Origin of the sequence: Celeribacter baekdonensis B30 (genome assembly GCF_000299875.1) — a bacterium.
GTDB lineage: Bacteria > Pseudomonadota > Alphaproteobacteria > Rhodobacterales > Rhodobacteraceae > Celeribacter > Celeribacter baekdonensis_A.
On the sequence record NZ_AMRK01000002.1, the window covers coordinates 74,441 to 96,179 of the forward strand.

Sequence of the window (21,739 nt, forward strand, 5' to 3'; positions counted from 1 at the left end):
TTTCGGCTCTGCCCGTTATGCTTTGTCTTTGATAAAGACCATTGTTGAGAGCGGCGGCACGGTGATCTCTGCGCCCGCAGGCTGTCCGTGCCACTCACCCCGCATGGCGGTGATCCGCCCCAAATTGCCACGGCCTCCGCCACCGTAGCATTCTGCATCTGTGTTGATCGCCTCGCGCCAGACCCCCTCTTGCGGAAAACCGAGCTTGTAGGCGCTGCGTTCGAGCGGCGTGAAATTGCACACCACAACGACTTCTGCATCCTCTGGCCCGCCGCGCCTGATCCAGGCATAGACCGACTGCGCCGCATCATTGGCCTCGATCCATTGGAAACCGTCCGGGTCGCAATCCTTGGCGTAAAGCGCGGGCGTGGCGCGGTAGAGCGCGTTCAGATCGCGCACCACGTCCTGAACGCCTTGGTGCATATGATAGACCAGACAGGCCCAATCAATTTCGCCATCGTGGTTCCACTCTTGCCACTGGCCAAATTCCTGTCCCATGAACAAAAGTTTCTTGCCCGGATGCGCCCACATAAACCCATAATAGGCCCGCAGGTTGGCGAATTTTTCCCATTCCGAGCCGGGCATTTTGTGGATCATCGAGCCTTTGCCATGGACCACTTCGTCATGGCTGATCGGCAGGATGAAGTTTTCCGAGAACGCGTAATGCAGACCAAAGGTCATCTGGTGATGATGGTGTTTGCGATGCACCGGATCGAGCGCCATGTAAGACAGCGTGTCGTTCATCCAGCCCATGTTCCATTTGTAGCCAAAGCCAAGCCCGCCCGCGTCCACCGGCGCGGACACCCCCGGATAGGCGGTGCTTTCCTCCGCCACGGTCATGATGCCGGGCACTTCGCCATAGGACAGCGTGTTCATGCTCTGAAGCATATGGATCGCCTCAAGGTTCTCCCGCCCGCCGTGAATATTGGGAATCCATTCGCCCTCTTTGCGCGAATAATCGCGGTAGATCATCGAGGCCACGGCATCGACCCGCAGCCCGTCGATGTGGTATTCTTCAAACCAATAGAGCGCATTCGAGGTCAGGAAATTTTCAACCTCGTGACGTCCGTAATTGTAAATCAGCGTGTTCCAGTCTTGGTGGAACCCCTCGCGCGGATCGGCATGTTCGTACAAGGGCGTGCCGTCGAATTGCGCCAAGCCATGCACGTCGGTCGGGAAATGCCCCGGCACCCAATCGAGCAGAATGCCAAGCCCGGCCTCATGCGCCGCCTCAACCAGATCGCGGAACTCATGTGGCGGACCAAAGCGAATGGTGGGGGCAAAAAGCCCGACGGGTTGATACCCCCAAGAGCCATCAAACGGGTATTCGGAAATCGGCATCAATTCGATATGGGTGAACCCCATGTATTTGACATAGTCGATCAGCTCAACGGCGGCCTCCTTATAGGAGATCGGACGCCCGTCATCCTTGCGCCGCCAAGACCCGAGGTGGACCTCATAGATCGAGATGGGCTGATCGCGGTTTTGCGCCTCGGCGCGGCGCTCCATCCACGGCCCATCGGACCAGCCATAGCCCGAAATGTCACGCACGACAGAGGCGGTTTCCGGCGGGTGCTGAGCGCCAAAGCCGACCGGATCGGCCTTGAGGTGCAGCGCATCCTGCGCACCCAAAATCTCGTATTTATAGGCCGTGCCCTCGCCCACGCCCGGCATGAAGATTTCCCAAACACCGGTGCCGCCGCGTTTGCGCATGACGTGCCGCCGCCCATCCCAGGCGTTGAAATCACCCACCACCGAGACCCGTTTGGCATTTGGTGCCCAAACGGCGAAATGCGTGCCTTGGACGCCCTCATGGGTCATCACATGGGCGCCAAGCGCGGTCCAAAGCCGGTTGTGATTGCCCTCACCCAACAGATACTCGTCCAGCTCGCCCAGCACCGGCCCAAAGCGATAGGCGTCTTCAACCTGCCATTCGACCTTGCCTTTTTTACCGACCAAAACATAGGGCTTGGTGCCAGATACGGCCCCGTGGAACAGACCGCGATAGCCCGCGACCTGAGCCAGAGGCGACAGCGTGCCCGCACTGAGCGCCGACATCGCCTCCGCCCCCGGATCATAACAGGTCACCGTACGAATCCGGCCCTTTTTATGCGGCCCTAAAATGGCGAAAGGATCATCAAACCGCCCCGCACAAATCTGCGCCAGAACCGTGTCATCCGCGAAACTCATCCGATCTGTCTGGGCCATCTGATTTTCCTTTATTCAAAAGCATCTTAGGCGATTCCAGAATCCAATCAACCGTTTGATTTTTAGGGGATAAGGCTCTTGGCCTCCCAGATATCGCACATATAACCCCGAATGGTGCGATCGGAGGAAAACCACCCGGATCGCGCCACATTGAGGGCCGCCATTTTGGCCCATTTTTGCGGCTCTGTGTACACCTGATCGACCTCACGCTGGGCGCGCCAATAGTCGGTGAAATCGGAACAGACAAGGAAGTAGTCCGACCATGTCAGATTGTCAGCGATATGGGTGTAACGGCCTGGATCTTCGGGACTAAAGCGGCCTGAACGCAGCGCATCGAGCGCGCGCGCCAAACGCGGATCGGCGTTGATCGCCTGTTGCGCGTGATCATGCATCATCCGGCGCTGCATCACCTCATCGGCCAACATGCCAAAGAGAAAGAAATTGTCCGCGCCGACCTGTTCGCGGATTTCGACATTGGCCCCATCGAGCGTGCCGATCGTGAGCGCACCGTTGAGGGCAAATTTCATGTTGCCAGTGCCAGAGGCCTCTTTGCCCGCGGTTGAAATCTGTTCGGACAAGTCCGCCGCCGGGATCAGCCGCTCGGCCAATGTGACGTTGTAGTTCGGCAAAAACACCACTTGCAACACATCGCGCGTGTCCACATCGGCATTCGCCACTTTGGCGAAATCATTGATCAGGCGGATGATGTCCTTGGCGAAATAATAGCCCTGTGCTGCCTTCCCGGCAAAGAGTTTGACCCGCGGCACCCAATCAGCCGACGGGTTGTCTTTGATCTCCAACCAATGTGCGATGGTCTCGAGAATATTCAGGTGCTGACGCTTATACTCGTGCATCCGCTTGATCTGAATGTCGAACATCGCCTCCGGGTTCAGGTTGATCCCATGCGCCTTGGACACATAATCGCAAAGCGCCGCCTTGTTGTCGGTTTTCACCTGAGTGAACCGCTCCAACCAGCCCGCCTCTTCAATCGCCGGTTCCAGCTTTTTGAGTTGTTCCAGATCGGCCACCCATTCGTCACCGATGGTTTCAGTGATCAGGGAGGACAGTTTCGGATTGCAGGAATGCAGCCAGCGGCGCGGGGTCACGCCATTGGTTTCATTGACAATCCGCTCCGGGTGCAGCGCGTTGAGCTCTTTGAACACGGTCTTTTTCATCAGATCGGTGTGCAGTGCCGAGACACCGTTGACCCGGTTTGACACCATGAACGACAGCTCGCCCATTTTGACCTGACCATCCGAACGCGCCGAAAGTGTGCGATGCGGGTGGGCTTTGTAATGGGCGTCATCAATCCGGTCAATGATCTGCAAATGGCGCGGCAAAAGCCGACCAAACAGGCGCTCATCCCACCGCTCCAACGCCTCCGGCAGGAGCGTGTGGTTGGTGTAATTCATACAGTGATGGGTGATGTCGAACGCTTCCTCAAAGGACAAGCCGCGCTCATCATGCAAAATGCGCAAAAGCTCGGGCCCCGCGATGGCCGGGTGGGTGTCGTTCGACTGGATCGCCACCTTGGTCGGCAGCAGGCGGATGTCATCATGTTTGCTGTCAAAGCGGCGCAGGATGTCGCGGATCGAGGCGGCGGAGAAGAAATATTCCTGTTTCAGGCGCAGCTCCTTGCCCGCCTCATTGCTGTCCTCGGGGTAGAGCACGCGCGAAATCGACCGCGCCAAGGCTTCGTGTTCGGACGCCGCAGCAAAATCGCCGGAGTTGAACAGACCCAGATCAAACGGATCGACCGCGCGCCCGGCCCAAAGCCGCAGCGTGTTGGCCCACCGCCCCTGCCAGCCAACAATCGGCGTGTCAAAGGCTTCGGCTTGGATCAACTCGGAGGGTTTCCAGATGGTTTTGCCGTTCTCGGAAATCACATCGCCGCCAAAGCCAAGGGTGAAACGCACTTCGGGGCGCTCAAATTCCCAAGGGTGCGGCTCTTGCAACCATGTTTCCGCCGCTTCCACTTGTCGCCCGTCAACAAAGCTTTGTTTGAACAACCCGTTCTCATAGCGGATGCCATAGCCATAGGCCGGGCAGCCGATGGTCGAAAGACTGTCGAGGAAACAGGCGGCCAAACGACCCAAACCGCCGTTGCCAAGTGCCGCGTCCGGTTCATCCATCAAGATGGTGCGGTAGTCCTGACCAAAGCTGTCGAGCGCCTCTTTCGCCTCCTCGGCCAGCCCAAGATTGACGATCCCATCCTCAAGCAAACGCCCGATCAAAAACTCCATCGACAGGTAATAGACCCGCTTGCCATCTTGTTCATAGGTCTTGCGCGTCGAGGCGACCCAATGATCGACAATCCGGTCGCGCACCGCATGGGACAGTGCCATCCGCCAATCAAAAAACTGCGCATGTTCAGGGTCTTTGCCCATCGTATAGGTGAGGTGTTGCAGGAGGGCGTGGCGGAAATCTTGGGAGGACGTAGGGGCTTTGCCGGCCATGGGTCACCTTAAATTATGTTAAGACCCAAAACGGATCTTATGGGGGAGGGTCATTTTTTCCTAAGCCACATCAGCTTAGAAAAGCAAGCTATGGCAAATCCCAGACGATCGCTGGTGCTGCTGTTGCCCTGTTTATAGTCACTTTGTGATACATTCCTTAAAGCGTTCCGCCTTTCCCCTGCCTCAGGTGAAAGGATGACGCTTTAATCCGCCTCAAATGAGGGCCGTTTGAGGTGCTTTTATGCTTTATTTTCAGTATATCTTTTGTCCGTCCCAATAAAAGCCCGCGCCCCAAAAGTGTTTCGGGATTAACTTGAATAACGCGTTTGTCTCGAAACGCCCGCTTCCCAAGTTAGGTTCCGTGCGTTTCGGGTTTAAGTCGTGTCTCAACTTAAATCCGAAACGCTTTAAGGGCTGGGCCATCTATGCCGATGTGGGTCACAATTACATGACACGCACACCAAACTGTCGGGAAAATTCGCGTCTCGCATACGGCCTTTGGCGGCCTCGGCACGGCGCCTGCGCGCCCCGAAAGACGAGCGGATGCGGTTGAGCATTTTCATCGCACCACCGATTGCGGGCGACCGAACACAGTTGAACAGGCCGAAAACCACAGCACCGACGACAGGCCCATTGTGTAAAAAGGGAGGGGAGATTGCACAAACCTAATCGGAAAGTGTTGGTGCGGTCGAGAAGACTCGAACTTCCACGGGTGTTACCCCACAGCGACCTCAACGCTGCGCGTCTACCAATTCCGCCACGACCGCACAGTCTTGACTTGGTGAGGGGCTATGTAGCGAAGCGGTTCAGGGAAGTGAAGAGGAAAAATCGGACGACCCTCACTTTTTCTGATTTTTTTCAAACGGCGGGCTTTGGCGCACAAATCGCGTGAAAAACGCTGGTCTCAGGCGGCGCAACGACGCGTGTCGGCGGGACAGGCCCCGACAACACAGGCGACGGCGTTACAAAAAAGGCCGCCCGCCGGACGACCTTTCAAGACAGAGAGCCTGCCGTGATTGGGGGGCCTATTCTGTAATCGAAAACGCGGGCAAAGCGGGACCAGAGGCCGGAACCACCGGAGCCGGGGCCGCACTCGCACCACCGTTCAAAGACATCGACGCTTTGCGCAACAGACCCGCACGCTCCGCCTGCCCTGGCGCGAAGACCGCGGGCACGCCCGTTGCCAGGGCTGTGAGCGTATCCTCATACCACGCCTGCGCCAGATCGGGCCGCTGGGTGACACCGACGCCTTGGCTCAGGTGATGGCCCAAAAGTTCGCCATAGGCGCGTTCGCCCACAGCCACCAACATCAGAGACGAGGCCAAAGCCACATCCATATTATCGGTGCGGTAGCCCACGGAGAGACAGATTTTCGCCGTTCCCGCCAGTTGCGCCGGAGACATGCCGGAATTCAGCACGAAATTCGAGGTCTCCGCCAAGACCGCATCACGCGGCTTGATCGAGAGGGCCGCGACCTGCGCCGCCATCGGTGGGGCGAGACCTTCGCATTGGGCGGCGATTTGGTCCGGGGTAAAGCCCTGAACCTTGGAAATCATCTCCTCGCCCTGCGAAATCGCATAGGTGCGCGCCAAGCAAAACTGTTCGTTCAAGGCCTGATTGGCATCCACCATGGAGGCCTCGGTGACGAACCCGCCATTGGAATTGGTCAACAGGCTGACCTTGTTGCAATGCGACGCCAGCGACACCTGCGTGCCCGCACCAAGGAAGCTGGGCATGCTCGGCTCCGGCGTCGCCGCCGCGAAACTCGGCAGGGTGGCCGCAGCAGCAGCGGGCGCTTGCGGCGCAGGCATGACCGGGTTCACCACAGCGGCGGTGCCGGGCACAGTTGCCATCGTCGCGCCCCCTGCCCCGCCCGAAGCCATTTCAGAGCGGTACATTTTCAACAAACCGCGCGTGCCTTCAGGATTGGAGGCCACAAGTTGTGTGGTTTGATAGCCACCCGCTTGCGCGCGATTGTACGACGAGATCAAAAGCTCCTGCTCAAAAGGCGACAACTGGCCGGTGACCGGATAGCCAAGATAGACCTGATAGGCGGACACAGCATCGCGGGTCTTTTTACCAAGCTGGCCATCGACGGTGCCCGCATTAAAGCCGAAATAATTGAGCGACGCCTGAATTTCTTTGCCCTCTTGCGTCGAAGGCAAACGAGGGCGGGAATAGGTTGTGGTACTGGTTTTCTTTTTCGGTTGCTGACTGGCCGCGCCAAGCAGCCCTCCGATCACCGCACCGGCAATAAAATCGCCACCATCGGCCTGAACACGCGTCGTTGTGCCCAGCATCATCCCAGCCGCAAGCGCCGCCGATACAAAATGTTTGAAAGCTTTGTGTTTGGACATACTGGTCCCTCCCCGCCAAATGACTCACTAAACTCCTGTTAGGATAGCACACGCTTTCGTGATCCAAAGGATTTATTCGCCGCCGCATTCCCGCAGCGCCTTCATTGCATATTCCGGGTTAGCAAATCGTAAGCAAAACACGAGTTTCCCCCTGCCGCCCCTTTTCTGTCCCTGCCGCACAAGATAAACCCGGACGCAGACCCCCAGACACACAGTCAGGCGCGAAGGATAGAGACATGGTGGAATGGCGCATTTCAGACGGGTTGACCGATTACATGTTCGCAGCCACTGAAATGGAAGCGCGCGCCGATGCCATCGCGCGCGGAGAGGCGGACGAGTTGATTTGGCTGTTGGAACATCCGCCTTTGTACACCGCAGGCAGCTCCGCCAAGCGAGAGGATTTGGTCGATCCGGACCGTTTCCCGGTCTATGACACAAGGCGCGGCGGACAATACACCTATCACGGTCCGGGTCAGCGGGTGGCCTATGCGATGCTCGATCTTAACACACGCGGCAAAGATGTGCGTAAATTCGTCGCCAATATGGAGGCTTGGGTGATCGCCGCTTTGGCCGAATTCAACGTCACGGGCGAAATCCGCGAGGGCCGTGTCGGCGTTTGGGTGGTGCGCGAGGACAAGCCCCTGACCCTCACCGGCCAAAAACCCGAAGACAAGATCGCGGCCATCGGATTGCGGATTCGCAAATGGGTGTCCTTTCACGGGCTGTCGATCAATGTCGACCCGGATTTGAGCCATTTCGACGGCATCGTGCCCTGTGGCATCCGCGAACACGGCGTGACCTCTCTGGTCGATCTGGGCTTGCCGGTGACGATGGAAGACGTGGATGTCGCCCTGAAACGCGCCTTTTCTGAGGTTTTTGGCGACTAAGCCCATATGGCGCAGGATGCGACATTGGTCGAAGGTGCGACAATACTGGACTGGCACAGCGGCCCAGACGCGCTATTGTGACCACTGGACACATGAATCAGTCGGGAGACACAACCCTATGACCAAACTTTCCGGGACCAAACTTTTTGCCCTCACAGCCGCCGCCCTGATGGCAACCTCCGCCGCCGCTTTCGCCGGTGATGCGGAAGCCGGCGCGAAAGAGTTCAACAAATGCAAATCCTGCCACATGATTGCAAGCGCCGATGAAACCATCATCAAAGGCGGCAAAACCGGCCCGAACCTGTACGGCGTGGTTGGTCGTCCGGTTGCCTCCTACGAGGGCTTCAAATATGGCGACGGCATCTTGGCCGTGGGCGCGACAGGCAAGGTTTGGGACGAAGCGTCTTTGATCGAATACGTCGCCGATCCGACCGCCTATATCGACACCCATGGTGGCTCGGGTCGTTCGAAAATGACCTTTAAACTGAAAGATGGCACCAACGTGGTCGCTTTTCTGGCCACCTTCTCGACGATGTCCGATGAGGGTGCATCTGACGAAGGCTCTGAGGCCACTGAGACCATGGACGATGACATGGATGAGACCAAGGGTCAGGAGCACAACCAAGAGGGCGAGCAGAAACAAGAAGGTGAACACACTCAGTCTGGCGCGTCCAACTGATCGAGCCTTTGCTCGCGACAAGATCAAACGCCGCTCCTTTTTGGGGCGGCGTTTTTGGTTGGGGGATGGGCAACATGTGCCCGGATCGCAACCACAAACCAATCCGCAAGCACGCCCAAACCATGCCCCCGACCCCAACCGCAAAGCCAGATTATAGCCCATCTCCCTCACCTCACGCATTTTTCTGTCTTCAAAACGCGTTGACTGATTGCTCTCGGGTTCGTGACCCTCTAAAACATACGGTAATTCCGCCCCAAGACTCCCCGCTAAGGGAACCGGCGGATGTGACGCATACACGCATAGACCACGCACAAATCGGGAGGACCGCATGGCAGACGCAGCCATCCACGGCCACGAACATGGGGACAACCGGGGCTTTTTCACCCGCTGGTTCCTGTCTACAAACCACAAAGACATTGGGATTCTGTACCTCTTCACGGCTGCCGTGGTGGGGTTCATTTCCGTCTGTTTCACCGTTTACATGCGCCTTGAGCTCATGGATCCGGGGGTTCAGTTCATGTGCCTCAACGAATCCGGCGAAGCCGCCGCGCGACTGATTTCGGGCTTTGGTGCCGAAAACTGTGCGCCCAACGGCCACCTTTGGAACGTCATGATCACCTACCACGGTGTCTTGATGATGTTCTTCGTGGTGATTCCGGCGCTGTTTGGCGGTTTCGGCAACTATTTCATGCCGCTGCAAATCGGTGCCCCGGACATGGCCTTCCCGCGCCTGAACAACCTGTCCTACTGGCTCTATGTCTGTGGTGTGGCTTTGGGGATCGCGTCGCTTTTTGCACCGGGTGGCAATGGCCAGCTTGGCTCTGGCGTCGGTTGGGTGCTTTACCCGCCGCTCTCCACCAATGAGGGCGGCTATTCCATGGACCTCGCGATCTTCGCGGTTCACGTTTCTGGTGCCTCCTCGATCTTGGGCGCGATCAACATGATCACCACCATGCTCAACATGCGCGCACCGGGCATGACCATGTTCAAAGTGCCGCTGTTTGCCTGGTCGATCTTTGTCACCTCCTGGCTGATCCTGTTGTCCTTGCCGGTTTTGGCGGGCGCAATCACCATGTTGCTCACAGACCGTAACTTTGGCACCTCCTTCTTCCAACCGGGCGGTGGCGGCGATCCGATCCTGTACCAGCACATCCTGTGGTTCTTCGGTCACCCCGAAGTGTACATCGTGGTTCTGCCGGGCTTTGGTCTGGTCTCCCACATCATCGCAACCTTCTCGAAGAAAGCCGTGTTTGGCTACCTTCCGATGGTTTGGGCGCTGATCGCGATTGGGGTTTTGGGCTTTGTTGTTTGGGCACACCACATGTACACGGTTGGTCTGTCGCTGACGCAGCAGTCCTACTTCATGATGGCCACCATGGTCATCGCGGTGCCGACAGGGGTGAAAATCTTCTCTTGGATCGCAACCATGTGGGGCGGCTCGATTGAGTTCAAAACACCGATGCTCTTTGCCTTCGGGTTCTTGATCCTCTTCACCATCGGCGGCGTGACCGGCATCGTCCTGTCGCAGGCTGGCATCGACCGCGCCTACCATGACACCTACTACGTCGTGGCGCACTTCCACTACACCATGTCGATGGGAGCAGCATTCACCATCTTTGCCGGGATTTACTTCTACATCGGCAAAATGTCCGGGCGTCAGTACCCGGAATGGGCCGGCAAGCTGCACTTCTGGATGTTCTTCATTGGCGTCAACCTGACCTTCTTCCCACAGCACTTCTTGGGTCGTCAGGGCATGCCGCGTCGTTACATCGACTACCCGGAAGCCTTCGCTTACTGGAACAAAATCTCGTCCTACGGCGCGCTCTTGTCCTTCGCTTCCTTCCTGTTGTTCATCGGCATCGTATTCTACACCCTGCTGGCCGGTCGCCGCGTGACCCAGAACAACTACTGGAACGAATACGCAGACACGCTTGAGTGGACCCTGCCCTGCCCGCCGCCGGAGCATACGTTTGAAACGCTCCCGAAGCAGGAAGACTGGGATCACCAGCATTCGCACTAAGCGGATCTGACGGATCAAAATAACAAAGGCCCCACCTCCTCGGTGGGGCCTTTTTCTTTGAGGATTTGCATCGCGGGAAAGACCGTGGAAGCCACACATCAGGGGGCTTTGCAGGCCGCGCCTTGCCGCATAGACTGGCCAAAACACACATAAGAAATGCACATGCCCTATCAATGGACCCCGGACCATCACCGCCTGCCGCAGCAGGCCGCCGCCAATGATGCGCCTTTGGTGCGGCTTGATCTGTGGCCGCATCGTAGCCTCAAGGGCAAAGGCTTTTCCGCCACGATTTGGCTGATGTTTTTCGGCGGTTTGGTCCCGGTCGTACCCTTTATCGGGACAGTTGCATTTTGGATTTTGCTCATCTTTATGATGACCGCTCTGGCGGCCCTTTGGCTGGCGCTGAGGCGGTCAGATCGCGATCATCTGCGCGAAGAGCTTTTGATCTGGCCGGATCGCATCGCGCTGACCCATTGGCCCGCCAAGGGCAAAGCGATGACCTGGGAGGCGAACCCCTATTGGGTGAAACTGTCGTTGCACCCGACGGAGGGGAAGGTCGAACAATACCTGACGCTGAAGGGCGGTGGCCCGGCACAGACGCGCGAAGTGGAACTTGGCGCATTTTTGACGCCCGAAGAACGCGCGCGCCTGCGCGATGATCTTGCGCTGGTTTTAGGGCAACTCAAGGACGGATCACGCGACACATCATAAGCCAAACGAAAAAGGCCGCCCAAAAGAGCGGCCTTTTCAAAGACAGAGCCTCAGGGGTTACCCCAATTTGGCTTTGATCTGTGCACCCACCGCGCCAAAATCCATCTGGCCGGTGTATTTCGTTTTCAGAGCCCCCATCACCTTGCCCATGTCGCGGATACTCTCCGCGCTGGTCTCAGAAATGGCATCAGAGATGGCCTGAGCCACCTCACTCTCTGACAATTGACGCGGCAAAAACTCTTCGATCACAGTGATCTCGGAACGTTCTTTTTCCGCCAATTCAAGTCGCGCGCCTTCTTCAAACGCTTTCGCGCTCTCTTGGCGTTGCTTGACCATTTTGCCAAGAATACCAAGCACATCCGCGTCAGACACGCTTTCTTCTTTGCCCTCACCCCGAGCCGCAATTTCGCGATCCTTGATGGCCGCATTGATCAGACGCAAGGTGGACAAGCGTTCGCTGTCCTTGTCTTTCATCGCCGTTTTCAATGCCGCATTGAGCCGGTTTCGCATATCCATATGGGCCTCATCCCTCATGATGTCGCAAGTGGACAACATAGCGAAAGACGCATCCGTTCTCAACCGTTGATAATTTCCATAACCCATTGAAAACGCTACGTTACATAAAGTGACTGAAAATCCATCACCCGACCTTGACGCCGCCTGTCCCTTTCCTTAGGTTCCGGTGAATTTTGCCCACATCAGGAGAGTCGTGCCATGGCATCCGCTCAGTCGTCCGAGAAACCAACCGCGTGTCTGGCTTTGGCCGATGGCACACTCTTCTACGGTAAGGGGTTCGGGGCGACCGGAACCACCACCGCAGAGCTGTGTTTCAACACCGCCATGACGGGCTACCAAGAGATCATGACCGACCCGTCTTACGCCGGTCAGATCGTCACCTTCACCTTCCCGCATGTCGGCAACACCGGCGTCAACGCCGAGGATGACGAAACCGCCGACCCGGTTGCCGCGGGCATGATCGTCAAATGGGACCCGACCGAGCCATCGAACTGGCGCGCTCAAGAGGAACTTGGTCCTTGGCTTGAAAAACGCGGTCGCATCGGCATGGGCGGGATCGACACCCGCCGCCTGACCCGCGCCATCCGCCAACAAGGCGCGCCGCATGTTGCCTTTGCGCACGATCCCGCGGGCAATTTCGACATCGAAGCGCTGGTCAAACAGGCTCGCGCCTTTTCTGGCCTCGTCGGGCTTGATCTGGCCAAAGACGTCACCTGCGCGCAGTCCTATCAATGGGACGAAATGCGGTGGGCGTGGCCGGATGGCTTTCCGAAACGGGAAGGTAAAGGCTTTAAGGTCGTGGCGATTGATTTCGGCGCGAAACGCAACATCCTGCGGTGCTTGGCCTCGGCGGGCTGCGACGTCACCGTTCTGCCCGCTTCCGCCACTGCGGAAGAGGTCTTGGCCCATGCGCCCGACGGTGTGTTCCTGTCCAACGGCCCCGGCGATCCGGCGGCCACGGGCGCCTACGCCGTGCCGATGATCAAAGGCGTTTTGGACGCCGATCTGCCGGTGTTTGGCATCTGTTTGGGCCACCAAATGTTGGCTCTGGCTCTGGGCGCCAAGACGATCAAAATGAACCACGGCCACCATGGTGCCAACCATCCGGTGAAGGATCTCGACACCGGTAAGGTTGAAATCACCTCGATGAACCATGGCTTTACGGTGGATGCGCAAAGCCTGCCCAAAGGCGTGAAAGAGACCCATGTGTCGCTGTTTGATGGCTCGAATTGTGGCATCGCGGTCGAGGACAAGCCGATCTTTTCGGTGCAATATCACCCCGAAGCCAGCCCCGGCCCGATGGACAGCTACTATCTGTTTGAACGGTTTGCGGCAGCAATGGCGGCACGCGCTGGCGCCTGATCCAACCAGATTATGTCACGGAAAGGCGGGGTTCTCCCCGCCTTTTTGCGTTTATTTACCACATGTAAAGTCCTGGTTAACGCCTTATTAACCTTGCCTGATCAAACTTGTCCGCAAAGGTCTGGGGGTAAACCCGAGCCATTGGGACAGTTGCGTCAGGATGAATATTTAGATGTCCTTTGTCAGACATCCGCTTTTTTCAAACACAAAACTCCACACGGCGCCAGAGAATGCGACCGTGCCGGGATCTGACGCGCCCCGCCATGGTCCCCATAAACCCACACGCAGACCGATCGGACAAATCCTTGTCGATATGGGGGCGGTCGATCCCGGCGATCTGATCCGCGCCGCCGCCATGCGCCAACGCGAAGATGCGCGCATCGGCGATATTCTTTTGGCGCATGGCATGGTCGAAGAAGCCACGCTCTACCGCGCCCTGGCCCAGCAACACCACGCCATCGTCGCAGATTTTGATAAAACCGCACCAGACGTGCGCCTGATTGATATTCTTGGGGCGGATGAATGTCTGCGCCGCGGGCTTTTGCCATGGCGTCAGGTCGGCGGAACGGTGATCATCGCCTCGTGCCGCCCCGAACAATTCGAAGACCTGCGCCCGCGTCTGAGCGCGCTGTTTGGTCCGGTGCGGATGGCCGTGACCTCGGAAACCGCGATGCATGAGGCGCTGTTGCGTTCGCGCCAACGCAAACTTGCGCTCTGCGCCGAAACCCGCGTGGCGGCGCATGAAAGCTGTCGCGAAATGGACATCCGCAAACTGACGCGGATGGTGTCGTCTTTGGCGGTTTTGGGACTCATTCTGGCGCTTTTATCACCGATAAGCGCTGCGATCCTGTTGACCTCATGGGCGGTGTTGACCCTCGTCGTCTCCACCGGCCTCAAAATCGCTGCCGCTTTTGCTCAGGCCAGCACTGCGCGCACCCGGCAAAGCACGTTTAGCAGTCGCCGCACCAGAACCGCCCTGCCAACCGTGTCAATCATGTTGCCCCTGTTCAAAGAGCGCGAGGTCGCGACCCGGCTGATCAAACGGGTGTCGCGGCTGAGCTATCCACGCGAGCTTTTGGATATTTGCCTTGTGGTCGAAGAGGATGACACCGTCACCCAAGAGGCCATTGCCAGCACGGATTTGCCGCGTTGGATGCGGCAGATCATCGTGCCGCGCGGCGGGGTGAAAACCAAACCACGGGCGATGAATTTTGCCCTCGATTTCTGTCGTGGCTCGATCATTGGCATCTATGACGCCGAGGACGCGCCCGAGCCAGAACAGATTCATAAGGTCGTCGCCCATTTCGCCCAAACCGGACCAGAGGTCGCCTGTGTTCAGGGCATTCTGGACTTTTACAACGCCCGCACCAATTGGTTGTCGCGCTGTTTCACCGTCGAATATGCGACATGGTTTCGGGTGATTTTGCCGGGCTATGAGCGTATGGGGCTGGCCGTCCCATTGGGCGGCACCACCTTGTTTTTCCGCCGCGAGGCAATCGAGGAACTGGGCGGATGGGACGCGCACAACGTGACTGAGGATGCCGATTTGGGCATCCGCTTGGCGCGCCACGGCTACCGCACCGAATTGTTGCATACGGTGACAGAGGAAGAGGCCAATTGTCGCCTCTGGCCTTGGGTCAAACAGCGCTCCCGCTGGCTCAAAGGCTATGCGATGACCTATGCAATGCACATGCAAAATCCACGAAAACTCTGGCGTGACCTCGGTGCATGGCGGTTTTTCGGGGTTCAGGCGCTGTTTCTGGGCGCTTTGTCGCAATTTGTACTGGCACCGTTTCTGTGGTCGTTCTGGCTCTTCCCCTTGGGCCTGCCACATCCATTACGCGGGATTTTACCCCATGATGTCTTGGTCGGTTTGGGCGCAACTTTCCTCCTGTCCGAAGTGGTGACGGTCGCTGTGGGCATGGTGGCGACCTCGACCTCGAAACACAAATGGCTTTGGCCCTGGGTGCCGACGCTGCATTTCTATTATCCACTGGCCACTTTGGCTGCGCTCAAAGGGCTGTGGGAGATGGTGACCAAGCCCTATTATTGGGACAAAACCGCCCATGGCGTGCATGATCTGGGCTTTCACGAAGATGAGGCGGAGACCGCCGCAGCCCTCAGCCCGGTGTCCCCAATGCCCCATCCCGCGCCCTTGATGCTTGGCCCGGCGCACCGCATCGCTGCGAGCGCATCGGGTGCAGCCACCCCGCAAAAATCCGCCCACCCGCTGATCCTCTATCCCGCTGACAAACCCAGGCAAAACAGCCAGGAGATCGGTGCAGATCGCGTCCGGGCCTTTGGGGAGGCTCCTAGAGCCTTTGTGTTTGAGCGCCTTGAACAGGATGCGTCGGGGTCAGTGCCCCGGCCGGGGCGGCGTCTGACCTTTGGGCTTGATTTTGAGGGCACCTCCAACACCCCCGCGCTGCGGCGCGCGTTGGAGGCGGCGGCGGTGGCGTTTGACCCCGAACGTCTGCGCCCGGCACCGAAGCCAGACCCAAAGCCAGACTCCGAAACCGTGCGTCCAGATCACACCGAAACCGTCCTAGCCTTGCCGCATCAGATCAAAGACCCGACCCCCCGCATCCCGGTCAACTCAGCGGGCGCGCCCGAATGGGCGCATATGGCAGCCTTTGTTGAGGTGCCTGCGTTCCTTCCAACCACGCCCGCCATAGAGCCACGTCGTATGAGCGGAACCTCTGGGGATCCGGAGGAGGCGTGAGGGTTAACGCACCTTATCGGCGTCGATTTTCAAGCGGGTCACAAAGGCCTTTGAAATATGCTCAGACAGCGCCTTATGCGCAGCGTCACCATCATGCGCTTCAATCGCGGAAACGATCTGATCATGTTCCTTGATCGCCTCCTCGCCCCGGCCTTCGGCGGCCAAAGAGGTGGTGGCGAGCAGGGCCATGGAGCGGTGCACCAGATCAAGCTGTTGCACCAGATAACGGTTGTGCGAGGCAAGGTGGATTTGTTTGTGAAACCGGCGATTGGCCCGTGACATAGCGTCGGGTTTGCCGATCAAGCTGCGATCCTCTTCGACCATATCACGCAGCACCCGCACCTCTTCTGAGGTGGCATGGCGCGCCGCAAGGCGGGCCGCAAGGCCCTCAAGTTCGGTGCGCACCACATAAAGATCCGCCATCTGATTGTGATCCAATGAGGCCACAATCAGTGAGCGCCCATCCCGCGTCAGCATGGATTGGGTCTCCAACCGCTGCAACGCCTCACGAATCGGAGTACGCGAGACGCCAAAGCGGTCGGCCAACTCACTTTCAACAAGCCGGTCCCCCGGTCGATACACTCCGGTGTCGATGGCATCGAGGATCAGCCCATAAGCGTCCTTTTGCCCAGCGCGCGGATCTTTCATCATGTGCCTCTCAGGTCAACAGGGGGAGACCATAGACAGCCCTGCCCCCCACGATCAAGCGCTAACATCGTCGCATGGCACCCATTTTAGCCCCGTAAGCCGATATCACGCCCGACCTTTGCGGATGTCCCGTCTTGCGCCCCGCGCAGACTGAGCCTAACAGGATGCCATGGTAGCTGATCAATTTTCTCACGTGAACACATGGGTCTTTGACCTCGATAATACGCTTTATCCGCCAGAGGCCGCGCTTTTTGCCCAGATCGAGGTCAAAATGGCCGATTGGGTGGCGCGTGAATTGGGCGTGAGTTTAGAGGCGGCCAATGCCTTGCGCAGCGCGTATTGGCGTGACTATGGCACCACCCTCTCGGGGATGATGGCCAAACATGGCACCGACCCGCTGCCCTATCTCACCTATGTCCATGACATCGACTTTTCCGGCCTGCAGCTTGATGCCGAGCTCAAAGCGGCGATCACCGCCCTGCCCGGACGCAAAATCGTTTACACCAACGGCTCCGCCCCCTATGCCGAGCGGGTGTTGGAGGCGCGCGGGTTGACCGGGATTTTCAACGCCGTCTACGGCATTGAACACGCCAAATTTCATCCCAAACCTCTGGCCGAAGCCTTTGACACCGTGCTGACCCTCGATGGGGTCGCCCCCAACACGGCGGCGATGTTCGAAGACGATCCGCGCAACCTCAAAGTCCCGCATGATCTGGGGATGAAGACCGTCTATGTTGCCCCCACGCCGCTTGATCCGCCCGCACCCCATATTCACCACCACACCGACAATCTGTCGGCCTTTTTGCGTGCGCTCGTCGGCTGAATTCTCGCAAAGCGTCAAGAGATCCGTGTCAGGCATTGCCTGCGCCCATATGCCGCGCGGCATCCCGCCACCGTGACCTGATCTGCGCTGCGCCCTATCTGACAGCTTCATTCAAAACGCAGCTGAACACAGCGCGCACCCCGGAGATCGCACATGTCTGATACCATCCTTGATCAATCCTCCTCCCATCACGAGGACGGCGTGGCCTCTCCACGCGGCGTCCTGTTGTTTTTGCTCTTCGTGCTCGTCGTGATCGCGGCAATTGTCTATGGCATGTTCGCGATCGGCCCATGGGTGCTTGGCGTGAGCGCGCTGGCGACGGTTCCGGTGATCTATGTTGTGTTGATCTTGCTCACCACAGGCAAATAAGCGGCGAAATGAATCGTCCTCCTGCGCGGCGCATGAGTTTCCCCTGAGACAGCCTGTCCCTTGGACAATCCCCGCCTTTGCGCCTATCTCTTGGCTATGCCCATAGAGCGGGCGCAAAGGAGATGATCATGCCGACCCAATCCCCCTCGTTTCCACCCCGCGAAACCGTGGATGTTTTGGTCTCAGGCGGCGGCATCGCCGGGATGATCGCGGCGGCGGCCTTTGGCGCTTCCGGGTTCAAAACCCTGATGATCGACCCGACCCCGCCAATCACCAGCGGCACAGAGGACCGATCCGATCTGCGCTCCACCGCATTTTTACGCCCCGCGCGCGATCTCTTTGCCCGGATTGGCATTTGGGAGGCGCTTGCCCCTTACGCCACACCGCTTGAGGCGCTGCGCATCGTCGACACGTTAGGGCAACCGTCCGACATCCGCGCCGAGCGTCAGTTCGAAGGCCGCGAGACCGGCGATGAACCGTTTGGCTGGAATTTTCTCAACTGGGTGATCCGGCGTGAGCTTTTGAAAGCCGTGCCCAACATCCCCAATGTCGACATGCGCTATGGCACCGGGTTTAAATCCATGCTCACCCGCACCAATGAGGCGATCGTCACCCTCGCCGATGGCACACAGGTGCGCGCTAAATTGGTCGTTGCCGCCGATGGCCGCAATTCCCCGGTGCGTGAGGCGGCGGGGATTGGCGTCAAAACCACGCGCTATGGCCAAAAGTCGCTGGCCTTCACCGCCACGCATGATCTGCCGCATCACAATGTTTCGACCGAAATTTACCGCGAAGGCGGCCCTTTCACCATGGTGCCCTTGCCAGACATCGACGGCAAACCTGCCTCGGCGATTGTCTGGATGAACAAGGGCCCCTATGCCACCGAGCTTTTGGCCATGGAGCCTGAGGCGTTCAACGCGGTGATGACCACCCGCTCGGCCGGGCTGTTTGGTCAACTGACCCTGGCCTCCGGGCGCGCGATCTTTCCGATCATCACCCAAGTGGCCGAACGCCTGTCGGGCGAACGCGTCGCGGTGATCGCCGAGGCCGCACATGTGCTGCCACCGATTGGGGCGCAGGGGCTGAACACCTCGCTCAACGATCTGGGCGAACTTTTGGCACTGGCCGAGACCCATCGCACGGATTTGGGCGGACAGGTCATGTTGGACGCTTACGCCAAAACCCGCCACCGCGACATCACCGCGCGCGCCAAAGTGGTCGATCTGTTCAATCGCGTCACCCGTTCGGAAAGTGACATCTTACAAGCGCTGCGCCTGTTGGGCCTGAAAGCCGTGCATGACGTCAAACCGCTGCGTCACGGCGTGATGAAAGCGGGGCTTGGCCCGATTTAACCCGCGCGCGCCTTTACCGTGATCCAAATACTCAAACGGCGCGCCTTTCTCCAAGGGCGCGCCGTTTTTTATTTTATACCAAAGGCTTATTTCGCCAAAACCGCATCCAATGCCGCCTCAAGACGGGCCACAGACGCATCCACGTCATAGAGCTTATCCAGACCAAACAGCCCCAACCGGAAGGATTTATACTCCGGCCCCTCATCGCATTGCAGCGGCACGCCAGCGGCGATTTGCATCCCCAATGCCGCAAAGGCCCGGCCCGATTGAATCTCGGGATCATCGGTGTAACAGACCACCACGCCCGGCGCCTCAACGCCTTCTGCGGCGACCGATTTGAAGCCCCGCGCGCTCAACAGGGCGCGCACCCGGCGGCCCTGCTCCCATTGCGCCTCAGACAGTTTGGCAAAGCCGTAGGCTTTGGTCTCCAACATGGCATCGCGAAAGGCGCGCAGCGCGTCCGTGGGCATCGTCGCGTGATAGGCGTGACCGCCCGCCAAATAGGCCTCCATGATGGTCAACCATTTGCCCAGATCAATCGCAAAAGACGAGGATTGGCGCGATTTCACCACCTTGATGGCGCGCTCAGACAGCATGACCAACCCGGCAGAAGGCTGTGCCGACCAACCCTTTTGCGGCGCGGAGATCAACACATCCACCCCGGTCGCTTTCATGTCGACCCAGGCACAGCCCGAGGCGATACAGTCGAGCACCATCAGCCCGCCCTCTTCGTGCACCGCATCAGACAGCGCGCGGATATAGCCATCCGGCAAAATCATACCAGAGGCGGTTTCCACATGCGGGGCAAAGACCGCGGCGGGTTTGAGCGCGTGAATTTCGGCCACGGCCTCTTCCAATGGGGCGGGAGCGAAAGGTGCGGTGATCTCATTGCCGGTGCGACGGGCTTTGAGCACGGTCTGCGATTTCGGGATCGCGCCCGCGTCAAAAATCTGGCTCCAGCGAAAGGAGAAGAAGCCGTTGCGGATGACCATCACGTCCTCACCACCGGCGATCTGGCGCGCCACGGCCTCCATCGCATAGGTGCCGCCGCCGGGAACGACCACGGCGGTGTCGGCATGATAGACCTCGCACAGGGTGGCGTGGATGTCGGTCATCACGGTTTGAAAGGCTTTCGACATGTGGTTGAGCGAGCGATCAGTGAAGACCACGGAAAATTCCATCAACCCATCGGGGTCGATATCAGAGCGCAATGCGGGCATGATGCCTCCTTAAAGTCATATCAATCATATCAAACGGTGCCAAAGCGACACATTTGGCTGTCCGTTCGGGGACTGGGCGCACAAACGTCTGGACAAGTGCCCTAAGGTTAACAACACTTGCCCAAGCGTCACGCCACGGATCGGGCCAAAAAGAGCACCGGACGGGCGAAAACACAAGCGGTTCAAACCGCATCGGCGCATTGAGGCAGATCCGGGTTACAGACCCAAACCAGACAGGCAGAGCAGTCATGCCAACAGAGAATCTAATTGTGATGGGGTCCTCCCTCGTCAACAATCCGATTGGCTATTCCCAGGACCCTTGGGGAAACGCCAATGACGGGGCCTATATCACCGGCGGCGACAGCGTTTTTGACGACGATGACGTGATCGTTTTCACCGTGCAAAAGGTCAACCATGACGGAACGTTTGACAACCAGACCCAGATCATGGGGATCGAGGTCTATGACAATGCCGCCGACTATGTGAATGGCGTCCCCAAATACACCTATGAGCTGGAAAAAACCGGAGGATGGGGCTGGGGGAACAACACAGGCAGCGGCGATGTCTCCACAAGCGTGCACAATATGGGCGATGCCTATCTGCATTTCCCCGCCGATGGCTTTGTCAGCTCAGACCCCGGCGCGCCGGATCTGGACTATCTGTTTTTGGCGCCGGGCGTGGATTTATCCGAAGCCTACCCGGTTTGGCTCTCGCATGAGCAAGCCATCGACTATAATGAAGACGGCTCCATTGCAGGCAGCGAGGTCGGCGACGGGGTCTTTACCACCGGCAACAACCTGTTTGCCGAAAATGAAATTGCCGCCGCGATTTGTTTGACCCGCGGGACGTTGATTGACACGCCCGAGGGGCCAAAATTTATCGAGACCCTGAGCGAGGGCGATCTTGTGCATACCCTCGATGAGGGGCCGCAACCGATCCGCTGGATCGGATCGCGCCGCGTCGAGGCCACAGGCACACTCGTCCCGATCCGCATCAAAGCCGGAGCTTTGGGCAATTTCCGCGACCTCACGGTCTCGCCCAATCACCGGATGATGATCCGAGGACCCAAAGCCGAAATGCTGTTTGGCGAACGCGATGTCTTGGTGGCGGCGAAACATTTGGTCAATGATGACACGATCCGCTGCGTGCCCGGTGGCACCGTGGAGTATTTCCACATGCTGTTTGACAGCCATCAAATCATCTTTGCCGAGGGCTGCCCGACCGAAAGCCTCTATCCCGGCCAAGAGGCCTTGGGGGCCGTAGCGCCAGAGGCACGGGCCGAAATTTTGATGCTGTTTCCCGAATTCGAACACGGAGCGCAGCAGGCGGAGCTTTCGCGCTATGAATTAAAGGCATGGGAGGCGCAGGCGCTTCGACACGCGAGCTGACACTTGCCCCTGACTGCGGCT

Annotated in this window: 16 protein-coding genes and 1 tRNA gene; 10 read left to right on the forward strand and 7 right to left on the reverse strand. The window is 58.4% G+C overall.

What is annotated here, in order from left to right; all coding sequences use genetic code 11:
* Positions 1–15: 15 nt before the first annotated feature.
* The 4 genes from glgB to B30_RS03860 all read right to left on the reverse strand — a co-directional run bounded on the left by glgB (position 16) and on the right by B30_RS03860 (position 7,021).
* Positions 16–2,208, reverse strand: a complete 2,193-nt coding sequence (gene glgB, locus B30_RS03845) for a 1,4-alpha-glucan branching protein GlgB (RefSeq protein ID WP_009570702.1) — start codon at positions 2,206–2,208, stop codon at positions 16–18.
* A gap of 62 nt (positions 2,209–2,270) precedes the next feature.
* On the reverse strand, positions 2,271–4,664 hold the full coding sequence (locus B30_RS03850; protein ID WP_009570703.1) for a glycogen/starch/alpha-glucan phosphorylase: 2,394 nt from the start codon (positions 4,662–4,664) through the stop codon (positions 2,271–2,273).
* 680 nt (positions 4,665–5,344) lie between these two features.
* A tRNA-Leu gene (locus tag B30_RS03855) sits at positions 5,345–5,431 on the reverse strand.
* Positions 5,432–5,689: 258 nt separating this feature from the next.
* Positions 5,690–7,021, reverse strand: coding sequence for a peptidoglycan-binding domain-containing protein (locus tag B30_RS03860; RefSeq protein ID WP_009570704.1), 1,332 nt, complete (start codon positions 7,019–7,021; stop codon positions 5,690–5,692).
* A 125-nt stretch (positions 7,022–7,146) separates the two neighbouring features.
* Between B30_RS03860 and lipB the strand changes: the two genes are divergently transcribed.
* From lipB to B30_RS03880, 4 genes are all read left to right on the forward strand, one after another.
* Positions 7,147–7,908, forward strand: a complete 762-nt coding sequence (gene lipB / locus B30_RS03865) for a lipoyl(octanoyl) transferase LipB (protein ID WP_269771037.1) — start codon at positions 7,147–7,149, stop codon at positions 7,906–7,908.
* Between the two features lie 118 nt (positions 7,909–8,026).
* Positions 8,027–8,587: a c-type cytochrome gene (locus B30_RS03870; RefSeq protein WP_009570706.1), complete on the forward strand. Its 561-nt coding sequence runs from the start codon at positions 8,027–8,029 to the stop codon at positions 8,585–8,587.
* Between the two features lie 328 nt (positions 8,588–8,915).
* Positions 8,916–10,607: a cytochrome c oxidase subunit I gene (locus tag B30_RS03875; RefSeq protein ID WP_009570707.1), complete on the forward strand. Its 1,692-nt coding sequence runs from the start codon at positions 8,916–8,918 to the stop codon at positions 10,605–10,607.
* A 162-nt stretch (positions 10,608–10,769) separates the two neighbouring features.
* Complete coding sequence (locus tag B30_RS03880) at positions 10,770–11,318, forward strand: DUF2244 domain-containing protein (protein ID WP_009570708.1); 549 nt, start codon at positions 10,770–10,772, stop codon at positions 11,316–11,318.
* A gap of 57 nt (positions 11,319–11,375) precedes the next feature.
* On the opposite strand, the gene B30_RS03885 is transcribed toward B30_RS03880, so the two are convergent.
* Positions 11,376–11,834 (reverse strand): GatB/YqeY domain-containing protein, encoded by a 459-nt coding sequence (locus tag B30_RS03885; RefSeq protein WP_009570709.1) that lies wholly within the window; start codon positions 11,832–11,834, stop codon positions 11,376–11,378.
* Between the two features lie 198 nt (positions 11,835–12,032).
* Here B30_RS03885 and carA point away from each other — a divergent pair, with 198 nt between their 5' ends.
* On the forward strand, positions 12,033–13,196 hold the full coding sequence (gene carA / locus B30_RS03890; protein ID WP_009570710.1) for a glutamine-hydrolyzing carbamoyl-phosphate synthase small subunit: 1,164 nt from the start codon (positions 12,033–12,035) through the stop codon (positions 13,194–13,196).
* A 238-nt stretch (positions 13,197–13,434) separates the two neighbouring features.
* The gene (locus B30_RS03895; RefSeq protein ID WP_193217700.1) at positions 13,435–15,918 is read left to right on the forward strand and encodes a glycosyltransferase family 2 protein; all 2,484 of its coding nucleotides are present in this window, start codon (positions 13,435–13,437) and stop codon (positions 15,916–15,918) included.
* A gap of 3 nt (positions 15,919–15,921) precedes the next feature.
* Here B30_RS03895 and B30_RS03900 read toward each other — a convergent pair whose 3' ends face one another.
* The gene (locus B30_RS03900; protein ID WP_009570712.1) at positions 15,922–16,566 is read right to left on the reverse strand and encodes a GntR family transcriptional regulator; all 645 of its coding nucleotides are present in this window, start codon (positions 16,564–16,566) and stop codon (positions 15,922–15,924) included.
* Between the two features lie 169 nt (positions 16,567–16,735).
* Here B30_RS03900 and B30_RS03905 point away from each other — a divergent pair, with 169 nt between their 5' ends.
* From B30_RS03905 to B30_RS03915, 3 genes are all read left to right on the forward strand, one after another.
* Positions 16,736–17,389, forward strand: a complete 654-nt coding sequence (locus tag B30_RS03905; protein ID WP_009570713.1) for a pyrimidine 5'-nucleotidase — start codon at positions 16,736–16,738, stop codon at positions 17,387–17,389.
* 153 nt (positions 17,390–17,542) lie between these two features.
* Positions 17,543–17,758: a hypothetical protein gene (locus B30_RS03910; RefSeq protein ID WP_009570714.1), complete on the forward strand. Its 216-nt coding sequence runs from the start codon at positions 17,543–17,545 to the stop codon at positions 17,756–17,758.
* Between the two features lie 122 nt (positions 17,759–17,880).
* Positions 17,881–19,110: an FAD-dependent monooxygenase gene (locus B30_RS03915; protein WP_009570715.1), complete on the forward strand. Its 1,230-nt coding sequence runs from the start codon at positions 17,881–17,883 to the stop codon at positions 19,108–19,110.
* An 86-nt stretch (positions 19,111–19,196) separates the two neighbouring features.
* Here the strand turns inward: B30_RS03915 and B30_RS03920 are convergent, their stop codons facing one another.
* Positions 19,197–20,330: an aminotransferase class V-fold PLP-dependent enzyme gene (locus B30_RS03920; protein ID WP_009570716.1), complete on the reverse strand. Its 1,134-nt coding sequence runs from the start codon at positions 20,328–20,330 to the stop codon at positions 19,197–19,199.
* Positions 20,331–20,578: 248 nt separating this feature from the next.
* Between B30_RS03920 and B30_RS21255 the strand changes: the two genes are divergently transcribed.
* Positions 20,579–21,718 (forward strand): Hint domain-containing protein, encoded by a 1,140-nt coding sequence (locus tag B30_RS21255; RefSeq protein ID WP_232616888.1) that lies wholly within the window; start codon positions 20,579–20,581, stop codon positions 21,716–21,718.
* Positions 21,719–21,739 lie beyond the last annotated feature (21 nt).

Bases quoted from the DNA above. Each gene is read 5' to 3' on its own strand.
- glgB (WP_009570702.1), bottom strand. From the start codon at position 2,208: ATGGCCCAGACAGATCGGATGAGTTTCGCGGATGACACGGTTCTGGCG.
- B30_RS03850 (WP_009570703.1), bottom strand. From the start codon at position 4,664: ATGGCCGGCAAAGCCCCTACGTCCTCCCAAGATTTCCGCCACGCCCTC.
- B30_RS03860 (WP_009570704.1), bottom strand. From the start codon at position 7,021: ATGTCCAAACACAAAGCTTTCAAACATTTTGTATCGGCGGCGCTTGCG.
- B30_RS03870 (WP_009570706.1), top strand. From the start codon at position 8,027: ATGACCAAACTTTCCGGGACCAAACTTTTTGCCCTCACAGCCGCCGCC.
- B30_RS03875 (WP_009570707.1), top strand. From the start codon at position 8,916: ATGGCAGACGCAGCCATCCACGGCCACGAACATGGGGACAACCGGGGC.
- B30_RS03880 (WP_009570708.1), top strand. From the start codon at position 10,770: ATGCCCTATCAATGGACCCCGGACCATCACCGCCTGCCGCAGCAGGCC.
- B30_RS03885 (WP_009570709.1), bottom strand. From the start codon at position 11,834: ATGGATATGCGAAACCGGCTCAATGCGGCATTGAAAACGGCGATGAAA.
- carA (WP_009570710.1), top strand. From the start codon at position 12,033: ATGGCATCCGCTCAGTCGTCCGAGAAACCAACCGCGTGTCTGGCTTTG.
- B30_RS03900 (WP_009570712.1), bottom strand. From the start codon at position 16,566: ATGAAAGATCCGCGCGCTGGGCAAAAGGACGCTTATGGGCTGATCCTC.
- B30_RS03905 (WP_009570713.1), top strand. From the start codon at position 16,736: ATGGTAGCTGATCAATTTTCTCACGTGAACACATGGGTCTTTGACCTC.
- B30_RS03910 (WP_009570714.1), top strand. From the start codon at position 17,543: ATGTCTGATACCATCCTTGATCAATCCTCCTCCCATCACGAGGACGGC.
- B30_RS03915 (WP_009570715.1), top strand. From the start codon at position 17,881: ATGATCATGCCGACCCAATCCCCCTCGTTTCCACCCCGCGAAACCGTG.
- B30_RS03920 (WP_009570716.1), bottom strand. From the start codon at position 20,330: ATGCCCGCATTGCGCTCTGATATCGACCCCGATGGGTTGATGGAATTT.
- B30_RS21255 (WP_232616888.1), top strand. From the start codon at position 20,579: ATGCCAACAGAGAATCTAATTGTGATGGGGTCCTCCCTCGTCAACAAT.